Consider the following 23,804-nt stretch of genomic DNA (forward strand, 5'->3'; position numbering starts at 1 on the left):
CAAAACGTAAAAAATAGATGCGGAGGTGCTTTATGCAGAAAATTATATTGCTTTTAGTCACTTTTCTCATCTGTTTTGCTCCTGTTGCTTATGCTGTACAAGATGAGGCGGTAGAACCGTTTACATGGGATGGAGAGTACGTTGAACAGTTAAAGAAAGTGAATATTCCTCTTTATGTCCCGACTTATGTAGCTTCATCTGAATTTTCTCGAAAACTTGGTCAATTATTTGTAAGCAAACTTGAAGTAAGCAAAGATCGTTATTTATTTCATATTTCACGCCAAAGAGTCCATGACGGTGAGGTGAAAACGCTAGCTTTCGATGTAATGACAATGTCTGCTGGTACACTTCCAGCATATCGAAAACAGCCCTTCTCAACATACGATATGTTCAAGAAACCAGAAGGTACAACTAGGTTTGAGGGGTATGATGTAGAGTATTTTGCTGATAAAAAAGCATTTATTTGGGAAAACAATGGCTGGGAATACCTCGTATGGGCAAAGAACACAAACAATGCTATTAATATCATGAAGCGTGTTATGGCTACAATACCAAAAGGAGCTAATCCTGTTCAGGGTGCAATAAAAGGACAGGTTACAACTTTTGATACAAATGAAGGTGTTCAATCCGATGCTGGTTGGTCTTATGATAACGGTAAAACATGGTATATTATCACTGGACGAACTACACCAGAACAATTAATAAAAGTTCTAAAATCTATGGTTAAATTAGATACAAAATAAAATCCCCCCTTACAGTATCATCGGTTTCCCATATAGGTTTTTCCAATTTCTAAAAAGTGGGCTTCATTATGATAGGCAAACGTGGCGACAAGCTCCAAATCCACTACATATGCTGGCAAAAAGAGAGGTGGGGCTCTTTCCCATGACCTATAAGAGCAGTACAATTAAGAGCAAGTGGAAAAAGACCAAATGGCTTCTGGAAGAATCCCATTTAAAGCAATATGTGCCGGCAACACTGCCCTTCAGTAAAGGTAACCTGACGTCCATGCTCTCCTCCTATTCCACTGTTTTTTTCAAACCGACAAGCGGCTCCGGCGGGAATAATATAATCCGTATCAAAAAAAAGGACGGGGGGTATCAGACCCAGTACAATACCGTCAAAACCACTTACACGACGCAAGAAAAGCTCTATAAAGGACTGAAACGGTTTGCAGGGAAGAAAGATTTTTTGCTGCAAAAAGGAATCCGTCTAGCCAAAAGCAACGGAAAGCCATTCGATATTCGTGTCATGGTTCAAAAGACGAACAAAGGCTCTTGGGTAAGCACCGGATTGTTTACGAAAGTCGGCAAGCCAAACAAGGTCGCTACGAATTACAATCAAGGCGGAACCGTTGAATATTTTAATAAAACGATGGCCCGTTCAGAATTTAACAGCATCTCCATACAACAGATGGAACATAAACTGAAGCAACTCGGTGTTTCTGTGGGGCATAACTTTGATCGGCATTACAAGGGCTTTAAGGAGCTGGGGCTGGACGTCGCTCTGGATCAGAGCGGCAAGCCATGGATATTAGAAGTGAATACACGGCCTCAATTTTACCCGCTTAAAGCTTTGAAAGACAAAAGCTTATATCATCGGATTGTTTCTTATGGCAAACAGTATGGGAGAACAAAATAGACTGCATAACGAAGGGGGTGTCCCAAGGTCTGTTGACCTGGGTCACCCCCATTGTACTCAACCGATGATCAGGTTCCCGGTACTGTGCTGAACCGATGCTCCTTCAGCTGGGAGCGACGAACGGTTCACCTTCTCTTCGATGCAAGACGTCAGAAAGAAATAGTTCCCCTTCGCAATACTTCCCTCCGAAGCGGCGTATTGACCTCCCTTGAAATGAGCTCCCACTGCCTTAAAGTTCAGCTTGCCATCGGTCATCTGAAAGTGCAGTGTACGGGCGTCATCCGCCAGACTCTGGCAGCTGCCGTAGTGCAGCGTAAAGGTTCCGCCTGCGGCTTCATGCTTAACATATGCGTTCTCGCCGCTTGTCCCTTTGAATACCGCTCCACCGTCTACGGTCAGACACTGGTCCATCGTACCTGTCTTGATATGGTCCCAAGCTCCTGTGAAGATTAAGCCGCAGTTGTCTAATCCTCCGCCGCTGATCATCACTTCCTTGCTTCCGACACGCACAATACCTGTCGATGCTGAAGTCCCTCTAAACCAGGTGTCCCGGATGGTCAGCCTGTTGATACTTCCAATATTGACATCCTCCACCGATGTGAACTCACAGTTAGCAATCAACAGATCGCTGGACACCGGAGTTACACCTACCGCCTCGCTCCGGATCGGTCTGGCAATTTCATACCCCTTCAACATGCCAAAAGAACAATTCTCGATGGCGTTCGGACGCTTGGAACGTACCGAGCTTTGCGACAAAGTAATCATATTCTCAGCCGTACAGCCCCGGATTTGCAGGCCGTCAACGTTAGCCCAGATCGAACCGGAATTACTGAGACCTGGCTTGTTGATGGCATAGCAGTCCTCCAGCGTAAGATCCGTCAGCTTTTTATGGGCTACAATCCGTGTTGCAATGTGCTTCTTAACTGTGATCCGTTTGGCACTGTCGCCCCAATGTGTGCCGCTGTTGGCGAACGACAGCAGACCGGAGTTGCCGATATACGTCAGATCATGTTCAAACTGGCCGTGGGTTACGAACGGACCATAATCATCTCCGTCGCCGTGGCAGTTCTCGACCAGACAATAAGCAGCGCACGTAAAATCGTTCAAGTGACGGGCATTACTCGTATTGCAGTTCCGAACGTTACCGTACAGCACATTCAACTGCTGGGTTAAATACCCTGTTCCACCCCAGTCCCGTTCCTCCGGATTGATCAGCTCGCAGCTTTCTGTTACATAGTGGGAGCAGTAGCGCCGCTGAACGACCGGCCAAAATACTTTAGTCGCCCGAACCCCGGATACGTCACATTCAACAGCAAATTCATAAGCGACCGGGTTAGAGCCGATCTGATCCCATGTCTCGAACGGCCTTTGACTCGTTGATTCTGTCGGAGGAACAGGCACACCGACAAATTCCATGTTGCGCACGCTGCACCGGTAAACAGGATTCATCTTCGTATATGTAATGGTACGTCCTGCTTCAAGGCTCCAGCCAAGCTTGTAATTGATCCGTATATGAGTGGCATCGATGATCTCCGTCACCTTCACCATATAATCCAGCTCACGTTGGGCTTTGCCGCCCTTCTGGGGTGACACTTGGGCAATCCACCAATCCTCTACCGCAAAAGCGGAGGAGTTCTGTACCTCCAGTACATCACTGCCCTCCGGAATGTCGGCACTTAACGTAATACTGCTTGCCGCACCTGCAGCTTGTCCCTGAAAAAACATCACGGCACCAAACGGATTATCCCGGGTATTGAGCTCGATTCCATCCGTCGTCACCCGGTGTCCGCCAAAATCCAGTTCGATCCCGCTGCGGTGAAACACATGCCGCCTTACAAAATTCAAAGGCGTATGCGCCTCAACCCTGTGGATGGAAAGATCGTTCACCATCGCAGCCAGCGCATCATCCGCATTGGTCTGTGCATCGAATATACCGAACCAGCGGAAGTCGGCCACCCCGTTATGAATGGTTTCCCAGCGGCCTGATCCGAGGCCTCTAGCTGCATGAACTGTTCCACCATTGTCCTCTTTATTACTGTCAGCCGCCCAGCGAACCCATTTTCCCCCGCCGTCCCCGGCTTTGTAGTAACCAGCGACATATACAATAGCGTCTGCTTTAAGCCGTTTGGGATTGATCGCTAGCAGCGCTTTTACGTCAGACACAAATTCAACCTTGGTCTGTCCTCCCTGGGCCTCTGCGCTCTGAGACTGTGACTGTACTTCATCGGCAAAAGTCAGCTTGGAACCTAGGACGCTTCCAACAACGACTGCCCCAGCGGCGCCCAACACCTGAAGCGCTTTGCGTCTGCTTACAGCTAAGCTTGAATTTGAACTGCATTCTTCATGATTCATGGAGAAACCTCCTTCAGTTGAATAGACTCTATGCATATGATCCTATGGTCAATCTTTATCCTGCGGGTTCGTCGGCTCTGAAATGATTTTGGCAGCCCCGCTCTTCAACTCTCGGATTGTCGTTCCAACGGCACGGCCCAGCTCAGGCAGCTTCTTCGGACCGAACAGTAAAAGACCCAACACGACCAGAAGTACAATACCGGTCACTCCAATAGTCGGCATAATGTTATTTCCCTCCCATTCTTCACGTTCTCGCTACTAACTTAGTACTCTCACTGCGCATAAATGGATGCGCTTTCAAATTCATTCAACCTCCTTTGATTCACGATTAGTTCACGAAAGAGTGCTCACAGATCGATAGAAACACTTCTTCACCATTAATTGATGTACGCTGATGTACGTTAATTATAGAAACAGCACCATTTTTTTGTCAACACAAAAAACCACACCACGCGAAACTCAAAAGCGCGGTGTGGCGTTGCATGACAGCGATTGACCACATCATATCTTCGATTTACTTGTTATCCGAATAATAACTTTCCAACTTGGCATATAGCTCCTTCTCGTCGATGATGTCTGACCAGAATTCCTTCAGGCTGCTGCTGAATTGCTTCATCGAGTGAATGGATAAGCCAAGCTGATTGTGATACATAAAGCTCGGGAACAGCTCCCGATACATGGAATAACGCGATGGGCGGTTAATATCTTCGGTTGCTGCCTCTTCTGCGATCATCTTCCTGGACGGGATACTGATCGTCTTCTCCCTGATAATAGCCTGCGCCGCAGGCGAAGCTAGAAATTCCGCAAACGTCCGAGCCGCCTCCTTCTCTTTCGATCTGCGGTTTACCGCAACCCCAATCGATACAAGCAGCGTTTTTTGCTCACCACCACGGTTCATCAAAGGTACAGGTGAAATGTCGTACGACAGACTCCGTTCCTTGAATGCGTTCAGACTGAAATAAGTCGTCAAAATGATGGATACCCGCTCCTGCATAAACAGCGAGATGGAGTCATCTTCGCTACTTCCTGAGAAGTATTTTGGAAAAATCGTATGGTCATTCACAATATCACTGAGCTTCCTTAGACTGTAGGCCAGCCCCGGAGCATTATTCCGCTTACGCCCCGTATTTCCGTCAAGCTCATCCAAGCTATTAACAGCTACACCTTCCGCACTTTCCATCAGACCGCTGTGCAGTAGAAATATCGGATACCTGTTCAAGGCAGCAGGAACAAAATAAATAGAGTGCCTTCCGCTATACTTCGTAAGCTTTCGGGCCGTATCCAGCAGATCATCCCAGGTCCACGAGCTGTCAGGTTCCTGCAGCTTCGCTTCTTGGAAATGCTCCTTGTTGTAACATAAGACGACCGGCGAGAATGACACGACCCTTGCATACAGCTGCCCTTCATGCCGAAACGCCTCGCTGGCGACCCGGTATATCCCATCGTCCGACTCAAGCGGCTCCAGCAGCGGAAATCCGGTTCCGGTCTCACACATTTCTTGAAACTGCCAGTTGTTAAAAGACACTACATCCAGCATCCCGCTTGAGAGCATTTCGCCGGCAGAAGTCACATGTTCGAAGAAATCAAGCGGGATAGCTCGGACATGAATAGCCGGATGCAGTCGGTGGAATTCCTCCAGCAGTTGATCCATCACGATATCTTCTGACAAAGAAGGATTGCAGCCGAAATTTACGATAATCGGCTTCTGCTCCTTCGAGACCATGCTCCCAACCCGGTCGATTTTCACGATAAGTTCTTCTTCCACTAGAAGTTCCAGCCCTTTGCGGACTGTTTTATTACTTATCTTAAACTGCTTGGCCAGCGCACTTTCCGAAGGCAGAAACGCTCCCGGCTTTCTTATACCATTTATAATCTCCGAACGGAGTGAATGGACCATTCGATCCAGCTTCTCCTGAAAAGACAGCTTGTCTGATTCCTCATTCATGTACAAAACTCCCAATTATATGAATAAAGTTACATCACAAATTATATTCTGGTGGAAGGGGATAGTATTGTCAAATATCTAGCAACCTCTCTTCTAATTAGCTAATTTGGTACATTTTTAATCGCCATACTGTACCTTTTTGTGCTAATGTCTATAGATGCGTGCATTTTATTTTGACAGAAAGGGAAGGTTCGGAACATTCATGAGTGAATTAGGACAAGAACTAAATACAAGAAACAATTCGGAGACCGTTATACGTAGTAAACCAAGTACAAGCCGACTATGGATGATCCTTATCCTTGGCGCACTGTCCGCTTTTGGACCCCTTTCGCTAGACATGTATTTGCCTTCCTTGCCGGAATTGGCCAGATCCATGCATACGACAACGTCGCTTACGCAGCTCAGCCTGACCTCTTGCCTCATTGGCCTCGCTGTGGGACAGCTGCTGGCAGGTCCACTTAGTGATATACGGGGAAGACGCCTTCCGCTGATCATCGGAATGGTTGTCTATGGGGTTGCATCTCTACTGTGTGCTTTTAGCACATCCATTGAAATGTTAATTGCCCTTCGCTTTATTCAAGGCATTGCCGGTTCGGCGGGCATTGTTATATCAAGAGCTATTGTACGGGATATGTATTCCGGATCCGAGCTCACCAAATTTTTCTCTATGCTTATGCTGGTAAATGGAGCAGCGCCTATTCTCTCTCCAATTATCGGAGGACAGCTGCTTAAATTCACCTCTTGGCGCGGTGTGTTCATCGTATTGACCTTTATTGGGGTGGCTATGCTTCTTGCGGTACTCTTTGGATTGCCGGAGACATTAAGCAGAGAAAAACGCTCCAAGGGCGGGATTTCCAACACGCTATCCACATTTGGAACTCTATTTCGTGATCCAGGATTTGTAGGACTGGCCCTATGCCAAGGCTTTGTTTCTGCAGCGATGTTTGCTTATATTTCAGGCTCTCCTTTCGTACTTCAGGACATTTTTGGGGTGTCCCCTCAGTCCTTCGGACTTATATTTGCCGCCAATGGGATCGGCATCATCATAGCCGGTCAAATCACAGGTCGCCTCGCAGGGCGAGTCAGTGAACGAACATTGTTCCTGTCAGGCATCACGTTGGCAACGATCGGCGGCTTTGTTCTGCTATTGACCATTGTGAGCGGAGCAGGGCTTGGCTTTATACTGCCGCCGCTCTTTATCGTCGTTTCCTGTGTCGGTATTGTCGGTACAGCCGGCTCATCATTGGCACTGCAAAATTACGGGCATGCGGCAGGGAGCGCCTCTGCACTGCTAGGACTGCTGTCTTATATTTTGGGCGCTTTGGTCATGCCACTTGTAGGAATTATGGGCAATGGGACAGCGGTTCCGATGGGTATCGTCATAGCTGGTGCTGATGTAGGAGCTGTGCTGTGCTATTTACTGCTGGTGCGGAGACCCGAGAGAAAGGCAGCTGCATCATCCGCAGGATGAGTAATAGAAAGTGCAGCGCCCCTTCTAAATCAACATAAGAAAAACATCTATCGACGAACCTCAAAGGAGATAGACCGCACTTAGCGGTAGTGTTTCTTGCGAGATTAGGATGTACTATACTCCGATTTTTACACTTTCTTATCTCTAATAATAAAGAATGGATAGAGCATCAGCTCAAAGCTGATAGCTTTATCCATTCTTTTTTAAATTTATAAGGCTTATCACCAAAGTTAGTGCTGGACGATTATTAAAGTGAATGGGTTGCATACACTTTTGGTAATTTACTAATATGTCTAATGTCTGAATCACATGTGGTCGACCCCCATCATGCAACGTTACACCGTTCGCTGGGAGCTGCGCGCAGTGCGAAAGCTACTACAATGATCAGATATGATGTGTGAAGTAATATTGTACTTTATACAACACTGGAGAAGCAGAATTCCTGAATCTATTAATATTGTTGTAGATTCTACAACAATCCCTCCTGGAAAGTGGTAAATAAACGATTCCCTATCCCAATTATTGTATTTTATGCAACAATACTGCTTCACCGCTAGATGCCAAAATAAAATTGCACTTTATACAACATTCACTGAATCCTGTTGAACGATATGAGTTCACATTCCACTTGTAAAATGATTAATTCTCCGCTCAATCTACGATATTCCACTCGAACCATCTTCCACGCCCCTCCGTTGCACCAATCGTATGGTTATACGTTTTTCCATTGTGCACATAATCGAGATGGAGATCACCATCATTCATATTATTGTAGAGGTGAACAATATCTCTGGTGCTACCAATCTCTTGTATCGTCTCCGTCAACCTTTTCTTGGCTTCCTTGGGAATTTGGTTGGCAACATGGGTATGGAAGACACAGATCAGCGAGTCTGTAGATATTTGGTCACTTAATTGTGAGAGCAGAGCGACTCCATCCCCTTCAATCAGCTGTATGGGTGTTTCTTGTACACATTGAGATGCTCTCGCGAATAATTCGCGTCTTTCATGATGCTCCGGCCATATTAACGCCTGTAACCACTGCTTGTCTTCTGGATTGGATACGTCATTAACGTGCAAATCAACTCCAATTCTGACCGACACCGGCGGAGCTGTATCCAGCAGAAGCGGGGTTGAATCGCCCTTGATCTCAGAAGTGATATGAACTCTACCACGCGGATTTCCGTAGGTTATTCCCGTGCCATAGGAGTAGCTGAATTGGTCCCATAGCAGCTGCAAGCCTGAGCTCGTTCCGATCTCGATCAAGGCCAGCGGCTTCTTCACCTTGTCGTAGATATAACAAAATGAAGGATACAAGTAAGCGCAGCGCCGTACCTCATTAGTCTGCACTAGCTTGCGTTCCAGGATCGGGATGATCTCTTCTCTGTGGGCAAGGCAGAAATCTTTAAAATAAGTAAATACACCTTCGGTTTCCGGTTGGTTCACGAGACTAGGGTAGAAATTTTTGAGGCTATGCTCTTTTCCGTTCAACAACAGATAGTGGACCGCACCAAAGATAAGGTTCGGCATCGGCTGCCCTTTTTGTGCATAGGAGCTTAGTTCCAGCAGCTCTGGATCTTCGGCGATGTGGAGGGATAAATGCTCGTACAGCGCACTGGATTGACATTCTGCCGCGAATTGGATAAACCGTTTAGATTGATTTTTATCCATCATAATTCGTATCCTCCTTAGAAATGTGGGTGCAGGAGCTTGGTGTCCCTTGATGAAAGAACATTTGCCATAGGTCATTCACACGCTTCCAGATGGAACTTCTCAGCGTATGTACCATTTTTGTTTCATCGAATAAACGATATGTAGTTAACACCACATTCTCCGACAAAGGATGGATTTCAAAATCATGAAGCGTCATGTTTCGAACACCTATTCCACCTTCACCGAGACAATCCTGCTTAAAAAATATGTTCCCTGAACTTCCGAACTCAAAAAAATCATCTGCCAGCCGCTTTGAAAGCTCTTCTGGAGAGGTACGAACATCCGGTTTCAGCAATTCCTCCTCCAGTTGAAGCAAATGCTCTTTTAAAGAGATATTGTCCATTTCCCAGCATCCTCTCCACTATATTATGGCTTGATCCTGTCCTAGTTCTTATTTTCTACCTTCTGTTCTCATTATCCGAGACTTCTTCTCCATTTGTAGATCTATCCCCTGCCTAAACCTTACTGAATATAAGAAAAACGTCAATCGACGTATCTCAAAGAACACAGACCGCACTTAGCGGTAGTTTTTCTTGCGAGATAAGGATCCTGTTTACTCCTCCGAAGTTTATCTTCCTTATCTCTAAAAAAAGAGATGACTCCTGATCATATCAGAAGCCATCTCGTGCACTCATTACTCGAGAATCTCTTCAATCCGGCCCACGATTTCTTCACTCAGCTCTACACCGGATGCTTTCGCATTCTCCGTCACCTGTTCCGGACGGCTGGCGCCTACAAGTGCGCTGGCGACATTGGAATTACGCAAAACCCAGGCAAGGGCCAGATTGCCAACGGACAGATCAAGTTCATCTGCGATCTTCTCTAGCTCATGCACCTTGGCAATCTTCTCGTCCGTAATGCCTTTGCGCACCCATTCCAGCTTCGAGGCACGACTGTCTTCCGGAATATCGGAAGCCGACGTGTACTTCCCTGTCAGCAAGCCTTGGGCAAGCGGTGAGAACACAACCTGACCGACCCCAGAGCGCTCGCTGAGCGGTATCACTTCTTTTTCAATATAACGCTCGAACATGTTGTAATGCGGCTGATTCACGACAATACGGTCCAGTAGATAACGGTCGGCAACACTCATTGCTTCGGCGATCTGGGAGGCCTGCCACTCACTGACACCCACATAGAGCACCTTACCCTGACGAACAAGATCATCCAGTGCGCGCAACGTTTCATCGAGCGGTGTTTCCGGATCATGACGGTGGCAGTAGAAAATGTCGACATAATCGTGACCCAGACGTTTCAAGCTGGCGTGAGCCTGTTCCATAATGTGCTTACGTGACAGTCCACGGTCATTCGGACCATCTCCCATCGGCCAAAAGGCTTTCGTAGCCAGCACATACGATTCACGCGGATACGCTTTCAACGTTTCACCGACCAGCACTTCAGCTGCACCATTCTCATATACATTCGCTGTATCAAAGAAATTAATGCCGAGATCATACGCGGTCGTAATAGCATGGACTGCATTCTCCCGCTCTACATAACCGCCGTAAGTAAGCCAGCTTCCCAAGCTAATTTCACTTACCTTCAGGCCGCTGCGGCCAAGTCTCCGATATTTCATATCACATTCCTCCTAAAAGTAAATGATCTTGATATCTGTATCTATTACTCTAAAATAGTTCCTATTCTTTTAAAAGAAGGTGAATCAGTATTTGTACCTGTGAACAAGAAGCAAAACCATCATCTGCTGTTCAAAAAATACATCAACTCAAACTAAAGAACATCAGAGAAAAATTATCTGATGTTCTTTTCTTAGCGTATGAACATATACCAAGCTTTATGATTAAAGTGTTACGATTCCCGTTCCCACTTCATCACATATTCCGGTTCCGACGTTGCTGAATCTACCGTTTCTTCAACAATGTGAAAGCCATTTTTCTTATAAAATTGGGTGGCACTTTCGTTCTTCTGATAAACCTTTAAATCGAGTAAGTCTCGGTCTTTCTTGACATGATTGAGCAGCCTTCCTCCGTATCCTCGGTTCTGCGCATTAACGTCAATAAATAATGCCGCTATGTACTGTTCTATAAGTGAAATAAATCCAATGATAGTGTCGTTATCTTCATCTTCATGCTCCAACACAAATGTTGTTGAGGAAGGAAGATACAGACTTGCCATCGCTTCCTTTTGCGCTTCCCAGTAGCCAGAGTCGATAAAGTGATGCGCTCTTAATGAGCCCTCTAGCCAAATATCAACAACCTTCTCCGTATCGGAATTCTGAAATAATCGTATATTCATATGTTGTACCCGGCAGCGTTGATCTGCCTTTTCCTCTCGACTGATTGTGAGGTTTAGTTCTACCATTAACCCCAAACTCCTAATATGATGACTCCCACGGTAATTAAGATAGATGTGAGTATACGCCTTGTACCTTGTTGTTCCCGTAAAATAAATATTCCCATGATCGTCCCAAAGACGGTTCCAATCTCCCTTATTGGCGCAAGCTGTGATACGGGCGCAAGAGATAAGGCATACAAGAACAATAAGTATCCTGCAGGTGCGATTAACCCGCCCAGTAAGATGATCTTCCAGTTCGTCCTCAGTTCCCTCCTCATTCCTTTGGAACGGAATGCCGCCCAAGACAAAGCCAGCAGACTACTTACATTCGCTGCTTCGTTTAATACTACAGCTGGAACGTAGTTTAGTGCTATTTTATCTACGACGATGTAGCTCGCTATACAGATCCCCACGGCGAGTGCCATCAGCGGTGCCTTTAATGAAGATTCATGACGACTGAATTTTATGTTACTTAACAGCGCAATGCCTACAACAATCGTTATAACGCCTATCCATCCTCCTGCGGATAATTGTTCGTGAAGTAAAGTTACTCCCATGAGTGGCACTAATAATGGGCTGGTTCCATGTTCCAGACGGAATGCAGAAACCCCGAACCAAGTACGAGCAATATAGCTACACTAAACATGGTATCAGCATCAGACCTTTCCACTTCAATGAACGCAGGTATGATTGTATACTAACGCAAAAAGACACGAAACAACCATCCCGTGCCTTTCATCTAATCCGCCAAGTTAACTCAAACGCTCAACTCAACTTCATATTTATACTCATTATTTATTGGCATGTTCCTTGGTCGCTGTGTCCAGCATGGATTTCCAATCTGCAAAATCCGTTTCCCTTGCAACATGACGGTCGAACAGTTCGTCAGGGATGTTATTGATATCTTCCTGTGTCTGCACTTGAAAGTTGCCTTTCTCCACAAACGCTCCAAAGCTATTAAAGCTGGAATGCTTGCTCATAAACGTCTCATTGAAAAGATCGTCCAGCGAAACATGATTCGGATCGTCCTGAATCGTTCTCTGGCCCTGTAAATCCATCAGCAGTTCGTCAAAAGACATTGGTTTGTGTTTCCTCAAATTACCACTCCTAAATCTATTTTATCGATTCCAGCCTACCCCTTACATTGCCTTTTCGTCAAGTTATTTGAGCATATGGAATCAGCCTATCCTAAGTTTATACATATCAGACTGCCTATATGTCCAATTTGTCATCATCCAATTTGGAGTTTTCTGCGCTGTCCTGATTCTTTGTGTTTTTGCTCTTATACGGTTTAGGGGCGCTTTTGGATCTGTTGGCACTGGCCTGCCACCGGTTCCAGCCCTTTTTGCCTGTTCCCCTGCCTGTTCCGCCCTTACCCTTAGCTTTACTCACATAATCACTCCGTTATATTGTAACTTCAATGTTATTTACTATTAACCAGTATACCGGGTATACCGACATAAATACGCAATTATCATTTTTTCCAGTATACCAGCTAAATCTGTAATTGTCTGATTTGAATTTAAATTTTTGGAACAATGCCATCTCTTCCAACAACTCAAATCAATAAAAAAGGCAGCTCCCCCTTGTGAGGAACCACCTACCGTGTCATACCCCTTTTTGCTGGCTTGTCCGAAGTGACGCCCATTTGTCTTCTAGCCACTTATCGAATTCTTCGCCCTTGTCGCCCTCGTACGTATCGTACACATCAATTCTCATCTTTTTCAATTTCTCTTTGAACTCTTCATAGCTATGTCCAGCCGGAAGGCTTTTCTTGATTCGGACGAGCATTTTCGTAAGTCCCTTAACCAATTCTTCTTGTCTTCTTGGAGGCATCTGAACATCTTCGCCCACTTCTTTCAGCTGTTGATAAGCAGCCTCTTGTACTTTATAGACCGGATCATTCATCATGCGATGCTTCAGCACATCTAGCGCTTGCGGATTGTCGATCTTGCCCAATTCTTCGACCGCTTTCAGACGCTCCCGCCAATCTGCTGTCCGGTTGGCCGCTGCTTTCAATTCCTTATAGCTGTTTTCATTTTTTTCGCCCTGTACTTGTTGTTCCGTATCCAAAACACTTCATTCCCTTCGTTAATAGCTCTGCGAAATATCTTATATGACCCGGGATTCCGGCTCGATCCTTTACCGATCATTATGAATACAAGCATGATGAAATATACAACATTACCGGGGAGAAGTACAGGATATTCTATACTTTTTTGCTTTGGCCCGATTATTTGACAATCGATAGGCGTAACATATAAAATCAAAATTGTTTACTGGTAAACTATTTCCCGAGATAATCAATACAAATACGTTTGAAAGAAGGCGCTGTCGTAATGAACCACAATCTTACAAAACACGAAATATATCATAATTATTTGCATTTTTTACATCTCAACGAACAGAAAGCGGATCGTGATATACAGATGTTTTATAAACAGGCCGCGCAAGAGGAACTGCCGTATCTGCCTACAAATATGACAAGTCTGCATGTTATTGCGTGTATCGGCGAACATCAACCCATCAATAATATTGCTATTGCCAAGAAGATGAATCTATCGAAAGCGAATATTACGAAAATCAGCACGAAGCTGATAAAGGAAGGCCTTATTACCCGCTTTCAATCCCCTGATAACAAGAAAGAGATATATTTTGAGTTAACGTCCAAAGGGCATTCCTTATTCGAACTGCATGAAAAAATTCATAAGCAAAAAGAAAAAGAATTCTATGCGTTTATCGATACATTTTCGCAATCGGAACAAAAAGTGATCCTGAAATTTTTTCAGGATATGACTCACCGAATAACAGAGAATTAAAACTCTTGTTATGGATCTTCATTTAATTTTGAAATCAAGATGGGATGGTTATGATGAATCGCTTGAAATCAAACTCTTATTTTATCCTATATTTGGTATGTATCAGTGCTTTTATCGCTTCTTTGAATCAAAACATCTATTCTCCAATCATTCCTTTGATTAGGGATTCTTTCCATGTTTCCGTAACCATGGTAAACCTGTCGGTATCCATTTTCATATTTATTACAGCTATTATGCAGATTGTCTTTGGATCACTGATTGATTTTAAAGGAACCCGGTCCGTTCTTATTTCCAGTATCCTGCTAACGGTTGCCGCCAGCATTGCTTGTGCCATTACAAGAAATTTCACCGTATTTTTTATTTCGAGGATATTGCAAGCGGTTGGGACGGCGGCGATCCCGCTTATTGCGGCAACGACAATCGGCCGGCTATTCCAAGGAAATCAACGGGGAAGCGCGATGGGAACTTATCAGATGTTATTATCCGTCGCTCCGGCAGCCGCACCCGTACTAGGCGGCTTCATCGGCGAGCGGTATGGTTATCCCGGCGTGTTCTGGTTTCTTGTAGGAGTTTCCGTCATTTTGCTGCTTATCAATTGGTTGTTCTTCCCTGAAGACGATATCGATTGCAATCAGGCTGTAAGCCTAAAAACTCTGGCGCTTCATTACACATCTATATTTAAAAATAAAGTCGGAAGCTCCATTCTGCTTTTAAGTTTTTGCATATTCTTTCTCTATTTTTCGATTATGGTGTATTTGCCCGTTTTGTTAGCGGATCACTATCATTTGAGTTTGAAAATCGTAGGACTTCTTTATTTGCCTATGGCTTTAAGTTTAATCCTCGGAAGTATCGCATATAAGTTTCTCCAAGCTAAAATTTCGTTCAGAAAATTATTAGCATTTGGAAATATATTGGCGTCTTCCAGCATCCTTTTATTTGCCGTGGCTCACTTGTATACTTTAACGGGCACGTCTGTCATTTTGGCTCTTCATGGGATAGCTGTAGGCATGCTGACCCCTCTATTTGCCACTAGAATAACGAATGAATTTGAGCATAACCGTGGAAGCGCGGTAGGGATGTTTAACTTCATCAGATATATGGGAATGGCTGGGGGGCCGGTGCTTTCCGGGCTGTTATTAAATGTTGCTCCCTCTGCGCTTGTATTTGGAGCGTTTGGCATATTGTTTGCTCTATTAAGCTATATCATGTTCATAAGGATTAAATGATCGAGGGCAGACACTGCCGTAGTAACAATGTAAGGGCGATCATATTGTAAGCAGTGTAAAGGTGTAAGAAGTTGCACTTTTTCGCCGTAGCCTCTCATAATTTCGGTAATCCAATAGGACGGGCCGGATGCAAAAAAAGGCCGACTTTCACAGGCAGCCCGGCCTTTTTAACGCCCTCACGAAACGCCGTTCCGCATAAGCGACTAATCCATAGTGCATTAATATTTATTTTTTATCCACATGCAGCATGGACACACTTTTGATCGAGAACGTATCTTTAATCTTTTCCCTGGAGATGACATTAAGTGTGATCAGGCTGGCAATCTTAGAAGGATCCGACTTGGAGAGCATGCGCCACACCTCAGGATCAGGGAGCGCTTCATACAGCTTATTATCATCGTATTCTTTCCGCTCTTGAAGAACAATCTTCGCTTTGTAGCTCCCAGCCTCCAGTTCGGATATGTCCTGCTCCTCACAATGGTCGATGATCTCACTCCGTAATTCAGTTAATTCCTGCTCTATCGCTTTATGCTTTTGCTTTAGTTGATAATATCGCTTTAATTTACTGTCCATATTGCTCACGCTCCTCTTCATATCATATGTATGCAAAAGAGCGTGAATATAGGATTCGGCAGCTGCATGATTTTTGCGGTCTGGGGCACACTGAAACGGTATGTTAAGTACCCATTTGGGAGGCTTCGTTTATGAACCGGTTTGAGAAGGAAGAACGCGCGGAATATACGGATCTATCTACTGTTGAATCCCAACGCAACGACCTGATTCCCGAGGAATTTCCCGAGGGGCCTTATGGGGCTGATCTGCGGAGTGAATCATTAGGCAAAAGCAGTCCTTGGCGCAAGGATCAGCGGCCACCCAATCCCTTTAATTATGAGGACCGTAATCTGCATATGGGCATCAATCGGGATTTTCCCGGTGCGGACGAAACTATCCAGGCTGATCCCGGGCAAGAAAAACCTGAGTAAGGCACACGTTACCAACCGTCATTCTTTGGCCTTGACCAGCACGCTTCAGAGGGTAAAAAACATCGGCGTCCTGTAAGGGGATGCCGATGTTTTTTGGCTTCGATCTACTTACCGCTGCAACACATTGAGGATGTCATCCTTCAACCCCGGGAATGTGATCTCATTCCCTTTATCGGGATCAATCAGGATTATGTAGAGAAACATCAGTATGAATGCATAAGAAGTCCATGCGAAATATACCTATGAAAGGGCTCATCTTATTAGCATAAAAATCCCCTTTTCACAAAACATTAGTAGCTAATTTACGTTATAGATAAAAATACTGAGTTGAGATAATAAAACTAAAACACTGAAAATATCTTGATCAAGATAATAATGTACTCACTCTTCAAAATAATAACAGAACAGCAATTAAAAATGGCTCTAGTATTAAAATTGATGCACCGCCTGTAATTCATAATGGAAGTTTATTTGTACCTATTCGATTTATATCAGAAGCCTTTGAAAGTGATGTAGCATGGAATAAATATACAACATCCGTTCAAATTGCTTTAATTGACAATGAAACAAAAAAAAATTAAACAGCAATGATCTACGTTTATCAAGAGCAACAGTGCTAAATGATCTACCTAAACTATCTAGTTTTTAGTAAATGTAGCCTTTCCTTCCGGCTTGATTGCACTGGGTAGCCCCCACAAAAAAAGAAACCATAAGGGACTATCCATTAAAGTTTTGGTTATTAATTCAACATTTTTTTCAACTGTGCTGTCCAAATCTACTGCTTCATGATTTATCTCCACTATATTTGAAACAAATCTTCATAGTAGGATGGACTATCTCAATCTTTGAGGTGAATCATAATGGATAATAAAAAACCCTTCAAGGAAGAAACACTTCGTACAAAGTTTTTTGTTATTACAACAGTGACCTTACTAATAATAGGCGCTATTGCCTTTGTGATAGCGGCTTTCTATTTTGGTATATTAGGTTTATTTAGTTTATTGGGTGTCGAATATAATTCTTTTTGGTCTCTCCTTTGGTTTGTATTATCATATTTTTTATTAGCAATTATAGGTGATTCTATCATTAAACTATGTGTTACTATAATGAGAATTTCAGAAAAATGGAATCATACTCAAATCAAAATTAGCTTCCTGATATTTTCATTTTTAATCAACTGGGCTACCATTTCTCTATTAGATGAACTTTTTAATTCGATAGAATTAAAGGTACTTACAGAGATAATTCTTTCTTTAATTATTGCAATACTGGATCTTGCTTCTGAAACTAAAGCAAAAAAGTAAATGTTGCTTTATATATTTTGGTATTTTTGTTCATCAGTTAGAATTGCTAAATGATGCTTTAAATGGAGTATGGCCTGTTTCTACATTCTTAATAATGTAGGAAATCTTAAGATACGGCAGCGCATGATATTTTCAATCCACGTATCTATAAGAGATGCAACCAAGCTGGTCCCTTAGTTTTTTTCCTTTCCTTCCAACTTGATTAACTAGGTAGCCCCCCCCCAAAAAAAGAAACCTTGAAAGGCACGAAGCCAATCAAGTTATTAACCCAGATGGATACAAAATAACCCACTTAGGCACAAGCCTCAGAAGTAGGTTATTTCATCATATCAAAAATCAAAATCGGTTTAATAAACTAACGGACTACAAGATACGGTTCAATTCCAACGCATGATCTGCTAACCCTCTAACTCTTTTTCTTCAAAAGATGAATATACCATTTCAATCCAGCGTTATGGTTAAACAAGCTCACCTTGTCCACTACATCAAACAGTCCGCACTGCTCCATCTCTTCGATTTTATATTCTACCATTGCATAGTCCGGATCCAGGGTGTTTTTGTGAGAATATAAGGAAGATATTATTACGCCATCAGGAGTCAAGAAATGCGAGTATTCTAACAGTTTGCTGGGCGTGTTCGGTACGTATTGTAATGATTCATTAAAAATAATGACATCGTATCGCTTTGTAGGAACATATTGATTAATATCCCCACAATGGAAGCGCTTAGATGTTTTACTCGACGCTATTTTGATAGCCTCCTCCGAGAGGTCCACACCTGTATAGACATCCTTCTCGCTGTCCAAAAGCATATCGTACAATATACCGGTGCCACAACCCATATCCAAAATGCCCTCATCTGCAACAAACTTTCTTATGTACCCGTAGACAATCGAATATCTGGCATATTCCGTGATATCCGATAAATAACTCCACATATTAGATCTGTACTCTTCGTCCCATTGCTGTTGACTGCTCTCGATATAATCCTGAATTTTCGCATTTTCCATTTTCGATTCCTCCCATAATTTAAAAAATGTACGGCAAGAAAGAATTAAGAGGAAATAACATGGTGTTTTTCTTCTTTATAATAGTGTTACAGTTATTTTATGTCAATAAATTTCCAGCATATGGGGTTCTAGGTCATATTAAGCCCATCTAACATGATCATTTCCTCAGAAACAAAAAAAATCACACATTAAAAAAGTTCCACCAAATAAATGGGGATTTTTCAATGTGTGAATTCGTTTCAAATGAAGCTCTATTATTCAGTTACATAATTCAATAACCGATACAGAAACACGGCTGTTTCAGCACGGGTGGTATTGTTGCGCGGATGGATCATATGTCCATCACCTTGAATCAGACCCTGCTCAATCATGCCCGCAATACTACCTGCCGCATAAGCAGATATGCTTTTGGCATCCTTAAAACCGTCAAGCGTTGTCAGGTCTCCCGCGATCTCTGTTGCTTTTGCTGCCTTCAAGGCCCGGACAGCCATCACCATCATATCTTGTCGTGTTATTTTTGCTTTCGGGTCTAATCGCTCCCCATCGACACCGGTAACGATGTCCAGCTGCTTCGCGATGGATACAGCATCGTAATAATAATCCTGCGGTTTAACATCTGTAAATGTATCGCTTGCTTCCGCTTTTAAATCAAGTGCTCTGATGAGCATCAGAATAAAATCTGCTCTGCTCACTTGCTCACCGGGGCTGAATATGTCAGCCGATGTTCCCTTCACAATCCCCAATGCAGTCAATTGATCAATGGCTTCCTTAGCCCATAAATGATTTCCGAGATCCGTAAATTGGGATACAGGTTGATCATAATATACCGCGTATGTGCCTGTACGGTCCGTTTGGAAGCGGATGAGCTTGTCGGAAGCTGAATATATCGCTCCCTTCATAGCTGATGCTGCACCTTGATCGTTAATCGACAATATACCGATTCTAGTCCCGATCTCTTTACCAGCAACTAAATACGGAACAGTGACGGTGATTGGAGCCTTCTCATTTTTCCACTGAATCAGCTTGCCATCCAGCTTAGCCTCCAAATGAATAATAGGTCTGTTGCCTATTTGAGCTTGTGCTTCTGGGCTTATTGTTTTTCCATCCTTATCGCCAATAACAAAACGAAGCTGCTTGCCAAGCTCTTCTGTTTTCGCCAGCATCTGTCCGGAAAGGACGATTGATGCTTTCGGGGTAATTACTTCAATAAGCAGATTAGGATACTCAGACAAGAATGTTGCAGGAAGATCCAGTGCATATTTCGCTGCTTCCCCATTCTTCTTAATCTCTATACTTAATTTCTGCTTACCAGCTTGATCAGCCTTTGCCTGAGCTAACGCCTTTCGTACTTCCTGCTCACTCAAAACCCCAATTGCCGTTTTTCCATCGGAATCGAGTTTGGAGCTCAATACTGTTTTTACAGAACCATCCGGTTGGCGCTGGAATCCATCTGGAGTTGGAGAAGGAGTTCCACCACCGCTGCTGCCTCCACTATTACCTCCACCATTTCCTCCACTGCCGCCGCCTCCATTGTTGCCTCCTCCATTGCCTTCGCCAGGGTTTGCTTTCTTATATTCAAAAGTAATTTTTTCAGGCACACTCATATCGTCTGTTGACAGATAGGCTTCGTAGGTTCCCTCTATTCCAGTCTTGAGTGTGAATACGAATTGGAAACCTCCGGCTTCTGTACTTGTCGTTTGACCTTCGTAATCCACTTTGCCTTTCGGATTAAGCACTTTCAATTGAACCTTTTCAAGGCCGCCATTCATGATTAACCCATCTATCGTTACTTTTTTCGATGCTGCGTCTATTGCCGCTTTCAAGCCTTCAATCGCTTTGATCTCCTCGGCTCCGGAGAGATTATATACACCAAATTCATAGAAGGAATATCCATAATCCGTCGCTCTTTCAATTCCTTGAAATTTAATGTATCTAGCCTTAAGACGATCAAATTGAACCGTTTCTTTTCCATCATGCGCTGTAATGATTCCATCATTATCACTCACGGCATTTGTCCAGTTCTGCTTATCATCTGATACAAGTAATCTATATGTTTTCGCGCGAGCATACTCCCAATCGATTCTTACCGTATCCATCTCCTTCACTTCACCGAGATCGATCTGGAACCACGAATTGTTAATATAGTCACTCGCCCATCTTGTAGCAGCGAATCCATCCACTGCCTTTGCAGGTGCATAATTCGGATTGGCGCCTTCTATCGATGATGCTTCCACCGCTTTATTTGCAGCTTCATTCCCAATCAGATAATAGACGCCTTCCTTCAGCGTACTGTAAGCGCTATCAGAAATGATATGATCTTTCTTCAACAGATCCAGCTTTGCATTAAATCCTTTTAGATATTTGACAGCCTTAGCTGCATCTGCGCCTTCGTAGCGTTTCATCATTTCCAAATAATTGTTCAAAGAACGAGCCGCTTCAGCATTCGTGAATTGCTTATTCTCCTCGAAGCGGTTAACTAACGTTTTCAAACCGTCAGCATTCGTGGATGCTTCGATGACATAAGAGGTTTTCTTCGATTTACCCGCTGCTACGGTTATGATCAGCTCGTGTTTACCCGGCTTGCCTGCCAGATCAATGACTGTTCCTTCGGTGTAAGGTTTGCCATCAAACGTTGCAGTCACTTTAGTCAATCCGCTTCCATCATCATTTTGGACTTCCCATGTGAATTGAACCGGCTCCGTATCCGGTATGACGGCTCCACTTTGAAGCGTTTGACCGTTCATTTGTACTACCGCTTCTGGTGGAGCGGCATTGTTTTTTTCATAGGTTCCATTGACGAATTGATAAAGCCATTCATACAAAATACGTGTTGAAGGATCCGTACTAACAGCTGTATTGAAAATAGCATTATTCCCTTGGTAGTAGGCTTTAAAACCCTTTTGCATAAGCCCCGTTTCTACACCACTGTTCAAATAATCAATAAACCGTTCACGGAATACAGCATCTGTAAGCATCCGATCATCAAACTCCAGTTCATTGCTCATCCCATACTGCTTCGCTATGTTCGCGGCGTCTTCCAAACGGTCATAACCCATTTCTTCAAAGAAATAGTTAGGCTGGAAGGCTACGGCATCGAACCCGACATCCTTCCACATGTAGCTTTTGTACGCCAGGGAGTGCGGTATCCAGAAAAACTTCAGATTTTTGCCATGAACTTTTACACTTGTCGATTGAAGCAGATCTGGACCTTTCTCACTTGTACTGATTTGTTCTGCCAGCCAGTACATTCCCACAAGCTCAAGATTGGAATAATTCGCTGCTCCCCATCTTTCTTCCACTTGATCTAACCACCATTGAATCGCTTTTTCCCGATTAGAAAGCGCTTTCTCTTCTCCGACATCTGAAACATTAAAGTTTAGAGGTTCACCATCTATAACTCCGAAATCCCTCACATACTCACCTGGATCTGGAATCATCAAAACAACCTTTTCTTTAAAATCTGGCCGATCGAGCTTGGCTCCGATTTCCTTTGTTGCTTCATTTAATTGCTGCATATCGCCTGCTTCGGCAAAGGTCTTATCCAGATACCACTGCCATTCTTTCAGAGTGGCTCCTGTGCTCGGACTGAATCCCCCGTCGAATGCCAGGCCATTCGGTGAAGTAAGACCGAGATAAAGAACGCCATCAAAGAGCCAATCCACCGGCTCCCCTGACTGATCTACATAACTGATGTTAGGAATAATCCGATCCTTCTTCCAAGTTCCCAAATCATTCGGATAATGCCCGTTATACAGCAAATTAAGATTGCGAATGCCTGCTGTGGCTTCACCCGGTTCTAAAAAGCCTGGTTGCTCAGCCGGAACCGTCACCGCTCCTTCAAGCTTCCCATCAGCACCCATAATTTCAATTTCGTCAATGAAACTCCACGCCCTGGTATGCATCGAGAAGGTTACCTTTACATAACGGGCATAGGCCATGCTCGCATCCAAATTTCCGCTTCGAATTCCGTCTGTGGCCCCATCCCACTCATACACCTCTTCTCTTGGAGGTCCGTCCCCCCAAAGAAGCTGAGTAGCGTTGTGTGAAAGCGTTCCCCAATTTTCCTTGTCGTCAGAGACGTACATCGAGACCGTCAACGGAACCAACATAGAGTTGGTAGGCCAATCTTGCATAAACCGGGCTTTAATGTTCGAAATCGACTTTGGCTCACCTAAGTCGAACACGACTTCGCGTGTCTTTTTCTTCACATGCCCTACCCATGCCGGATCCGACATTTTCAGTTCACCATGTATTCCATCAGTCAGCTTATTGCTATCGTCGGGATACGCAGCTTCAGGTGCTTCAGACCATTCATAATTAAGCCCTAGAGCAAGATTATGAATATCTGACTGTAACCCATACACTGCAGGGATCACCCCTTCTACACCCTGCACCGGTGCCAGATCTTCCGGTTGGACTTCAGGATCTGATACTTCTTCATCTGGATTTGTCGCGTCATTCTCACTTGGTTCGCCTGGCAGAACCTGCTCTTCCGTTGGCGTTGGCGGATTTCCCTCCTCCGCTTGCACTGCCGGAACAAGTGTCAACAATAAGCTAATAATCATTACAATCGTTGCCCATTTTTTATACCAAGTCATAAACGCCCACTTCCTTTCTATTCTTTATGATGTAACAAGCTTAATCCGATGATCTTTCATCCTTTCCACCTATTATTTTTGAAACTTTAGACGTGGCTTTACAGTAACATTAAGAAACTTAACTCTTGTTTTAAATAGATAAGTTATTACTTTTCATATACACTTGTTTACCTGTCGCTCAAGAACGACAGTTTGAGCTACAATACAACTTTTTAAGACTACAAATTTGACTTGGATACCTCTTACCCGCAAAATGGCCGTTGCATGATGCTAGGGAGGAGGAACAAGAAAACAGGACAATCATAATAATATCTAACCACGAACGAAGCAGGTTAATTCAGTAAGAATAGGTAGTATAATTTTGTTGCTTATTTTGAGAAATACAATATTTTATTAAGTAAATATTGAAAGAAAATGCAGCAAGATGAAGATAGAAAAAAAGAAGGATACACTGTAA

General features: G+C 43.8%; 21 protein-coding genes and 1 pseudogene. 8 read left to right on the forward strand and 14 right to left on the reverse strand.

Annotated elements, in window-relative coordinates; translation table 11 throughout:
* The first annotated feature begins 32 nt into the window (after positions 1–32).
* Positions 33–743 carry a hypothetical protein gene (locus tag B9N86_RS23660; protein WP_208915560.1) on the forward strand — a complete coding sequence of 237 codons (711 nt, stop codon included), beginning with the start codon at positions 33–35 and terminating at the stop codon, positions 741–743.
* A 142-nt stretch (positions 744–885) separates the two neighbouring features.
* Positions 886–1,641: a YheC/YheD family protein gene (locus B9N86_RS23665; RefSeq protein ID WP_208915561.1), complete on the forward strand. Its 756-nt coding sequence runs from the start codon at positions 886–888 to the stop codon at positions 1,639–1,641.
* A gap of 57 nt (positions 1,642–1,698) precedes the next feature.
* Here the strand turns inward: B9N86_RS23665 and B9N86_RS23670 are convergent, their stop codons facing one another.
* From B9N86_RS23670 to B9N86_RS23680, 3 genes are all read right to left on the reverse strand, one after another.
* Positions 1,699–3,993, reverse strand: a complete 2,295-nt coding sequence (locus B9N86_RS23670; RefSeq protein WP_210190606.1) for a hypothetical protein — start codon at positions 3,991–3,993, stop codon at positions 1,699–1,701.
* A 48-nt stretch (positions 3,994–4,041) separates the two neighbouring features.
* Positions 4,042–4,215 carry a twin-arginine translocase TatA/TatE family subunit gene (locus B9N86_RS23675; protein WP_208915562.1) on the reverse strand — a complete coding sequence of 58 codons (174 nt, stop codon included), beginning with the start codon at positions 4,213–4,215 and terminating at the stop codon, positions 4,042–4,044.
* 292 nt (positions 4,216–4,507) lie between these two features.
* Positions 4,508–5,938, reverse strand: a complete 1,431-nt coding sequence (locus tag B9N86_RS23680) for an extracellular solute-binding protein (protein WP_208915563.1) — start codon at positions 5,936–5,938, stop codon at positions 4,508–4,510.
* Between the two features lie 286 nt (positions 5,939–6,224).
* Between B9N86_RS23680 and B9N86_RS23685 the strand changes: the two genes are divergently transcribed.
* Positions 6,225–7,409: a multidrug effflux MFS transporter gene (locus tag B9N86_RS23685; RefSeq protein WP_425298620.1), complete on the forward strand. Its 1,185-nt coding sequence runs from the start codon at positions 6,225–6,227 to the stop codon at positions 7,407–7,409.
* 651 nt (positions 7,410–8,060) lie between these two features.
* Here the strand turns inward: B9N86_RS23685 and B9N86_RS23690 are convergent.
* From B9N86_RS23690 to B9N86_RS23725, 8 genes are all read right to left on the reverse strand, one after another.
* Positions 8,061–9,080 (reverse strand): DUF2332 domain-containing protein, encoded by a 1,020-nt coding sequence (locus B9N86_RS23690; protein WP_208915565.1) that lies wholly within the window; start codon positions 9,078–9,080, stop codon positions 8,061–8,063.
* A complete protein-coding gene (locus tag B9N86_RS23695; RefSeq protein ID WP_208915566.1) occupies positions 9,070–9,462 on the reverse strand; it encodes a nuclear transport factor 2 family protein in 393 nt (130 codons plus the stop codon). Before B9N86_RS23695 ends, B9N86_RS23690 begins: the two co-directional genes overlap by 11 nt.
* 291 nt (positions 9,463–9,753) lie before the next feature.
* Positions 9,754–10,692, reverse strand: coding sequence for an aldo/keto reductase family protein (locus B9N86_RS23700; RefSeq protein ID WP_208915567.1), 939 nt, complete (start codon positions 10,690–10,692; stop codon positions 9,754–9,756).
* A 230-nt stretch (positions 10,693–10,922) separates the two neighbouring features.
* On the reverse strand, positions 10,923–11,369 hold the full coding sequence (locus B9N86_RS23705; protein WP_208915568.1) for an N-acetyltransferase: 447 nt from the start codon (positions 11,367–11,369) through the stop codon (positions 10,923–10,925).
* 65 nt (positions 11,370–11,434) lie between these two features.
* On the reverse strand, positions 11,435–11,965 hold the full coding sequence (locus B9N86_RS23710) for an EamA family transporter (RefSeq protein WP_208915569.1): 531 nt from the start codon (positions 11,963–11,965) through the stop codon (positions 11,435–11,437).
* Between the two features lie 234 nt (positions 11,966–12,199).
* Complete coding sequence (locus B9N86_RS23715; protein ID WP_208920687.1) at positions 12,200–12,487, reverse strand: hypothetical protein; 288 nt, start codon at positions 12,485–12,487, stop codon at positions 12,200–12,202.
* A gap of 133 nt (positions 12,488–12,620) precedes the next feature.
* On the reverse strand, positions 12,621–12,800 hold the full coding sequence (locus B9N86_RS23720) for a DUF3934 family protein (protein ID WP_208915570.1): 180 nt from the start codon (positions 12,798–12,800) through the stop codon (positions 12,621–12,623).
* Positions 12,801–13,016: 216 nt separating this feature from the next.
* Complete coding sequence (locus B9N86_RS23725; protein ID WP_208915571.1) at positions 13,017–13,481, reverse strand: HEAT repeat domain-containing protein; 465 nt, start codon at positions 13,479–13,481, stop codon at positions 13,017–13,019.
* A 266-nt stretch (positions 13,482–13,747) separates the two neighbouring features.
* Between B9N86_RS23725 and B9N86_RS23730 the strand changes: the two genes are divergently transcribed.
* Positions 13,748–14,227, forward strand: coding sequence for a MarR family transcriptional regulator (locus tag B9N86_RS23730; RefSeq protein ID WP_208915572.1), 480 nt, complete (start codon positions 13,748–13,750; stop codon positions 14,225–14,227).
* Positions 14,228–14,280: 53 nt separating this feature from the next.
* Positions 14,281–15,453, forward strand: coding sequence for an MFS transporter (locus tag B9N86_RS23735; RefSeq protein WP_208920690.1), 1,173 nt, complete (start codon positions 14,281–14,283; stop codon positions 15,451–15,453).
* A gap of 225 nt (positions 15,454–15,678) precedes the next feature.
* On the opposite strand, the gene B9N86_RS23740 is transcribed toward B9N86_RS23735, so the two are convergent.
* Entirely contained in the window at positions 15,679–16,026 is a 348-nt protein-coding gene (locus B9N86_RS23740; RefSeq protein ID WP_208915573.1) for a hypothetical protein, read from the reverse strand.
* Positions 16,027–16,157: 131 nt separating this feature from the next.
* Here B9N86_RS23740 and B9N86_RS23745 point away from each other — a divergent pair, with 131 nt between their 5' ends.
* The 3 genes and pseudogenes from B9N86_RS23745 to B9N86_RS23755 all read left to right on the forward strand — a co-directional run bounded on the left by B9N86_RS23745 (position 16,158) and on the right by B9N86_RS23755 (position 17,740).
* A complete protein-coding gene (locus B9N86_RS23745; protein ID WP_208915574.1) occupies positions 16,158–16,436 on the forward strand; it encodes a hypothetical protein in 279 nt (92 codons plus the stop codon).
* A 377-nt stretch (positions 16,437–16,813) separates the two neighbouring features.
* Positions 16,814–17,017, forward strand: a pseudogene (locus tag B9N86_RS31035) (copper amine oxidase N-terminal domain-containing protein); the annotation flags it as partial.
* A gap of 279 nt (positions 17,018–17,296) precedes the next feature.
* Positions 17,297–17,740, forward strand: coding sequence for a YrvL family regulatory protein (locus tag B9N86_RS23755; protein WP_208915575.1), 444 nt, complete (start codon positions 17,297–17,299; stop codon positions 17,738–17,740).
* A gap of 406 nt (positions 17,741–18,146) precedes the next feature.
* Here B9N86_RS23755 and B9N86_RS23760 read toward each other — a convergent pair whose 3' ends face one another.
* Both B9N86_RS23760 and B9N86_RS23765 read right to left on the reverse strand, forming a co-directional pair.
* Positions 18,147–18,749, reverse strand: a complete 603-nt coding sequence (locus tag B9N86_RS23760) for a class I SAM-dependent methyltransferase (protein ID WP_208915576.1) — start codon at positions 18,747–18,749, stop codon at positions 18,147–18,149.
* A gap of 254 nt (positions 18,750–19,003) precedes the next feature.
* Positions 19,004–23,347 (reverse strand): DUF4855 domain-containing protein, encoded by a 4,344-nt coding sequence (locus B9N86_RS23765; RefSeq protein WP_208915577.1) that lies wholly within the window; start codon positions 23,345–23,347, stop codon positions 19,004–19,006.
* Positions 23,348–23,804 lie beyond the last annotated feature (457 nt).

It is taken from the genome of Paenibacillus uliginis N3/975, from assembly GCF_900177425.1.
GTDB lineage: Bacteria > Bacillota > Bacilli > Paenibacillales > Paenibacillaceae > Paenibacillus_AQ > Paenibacillus_AQ uliginis.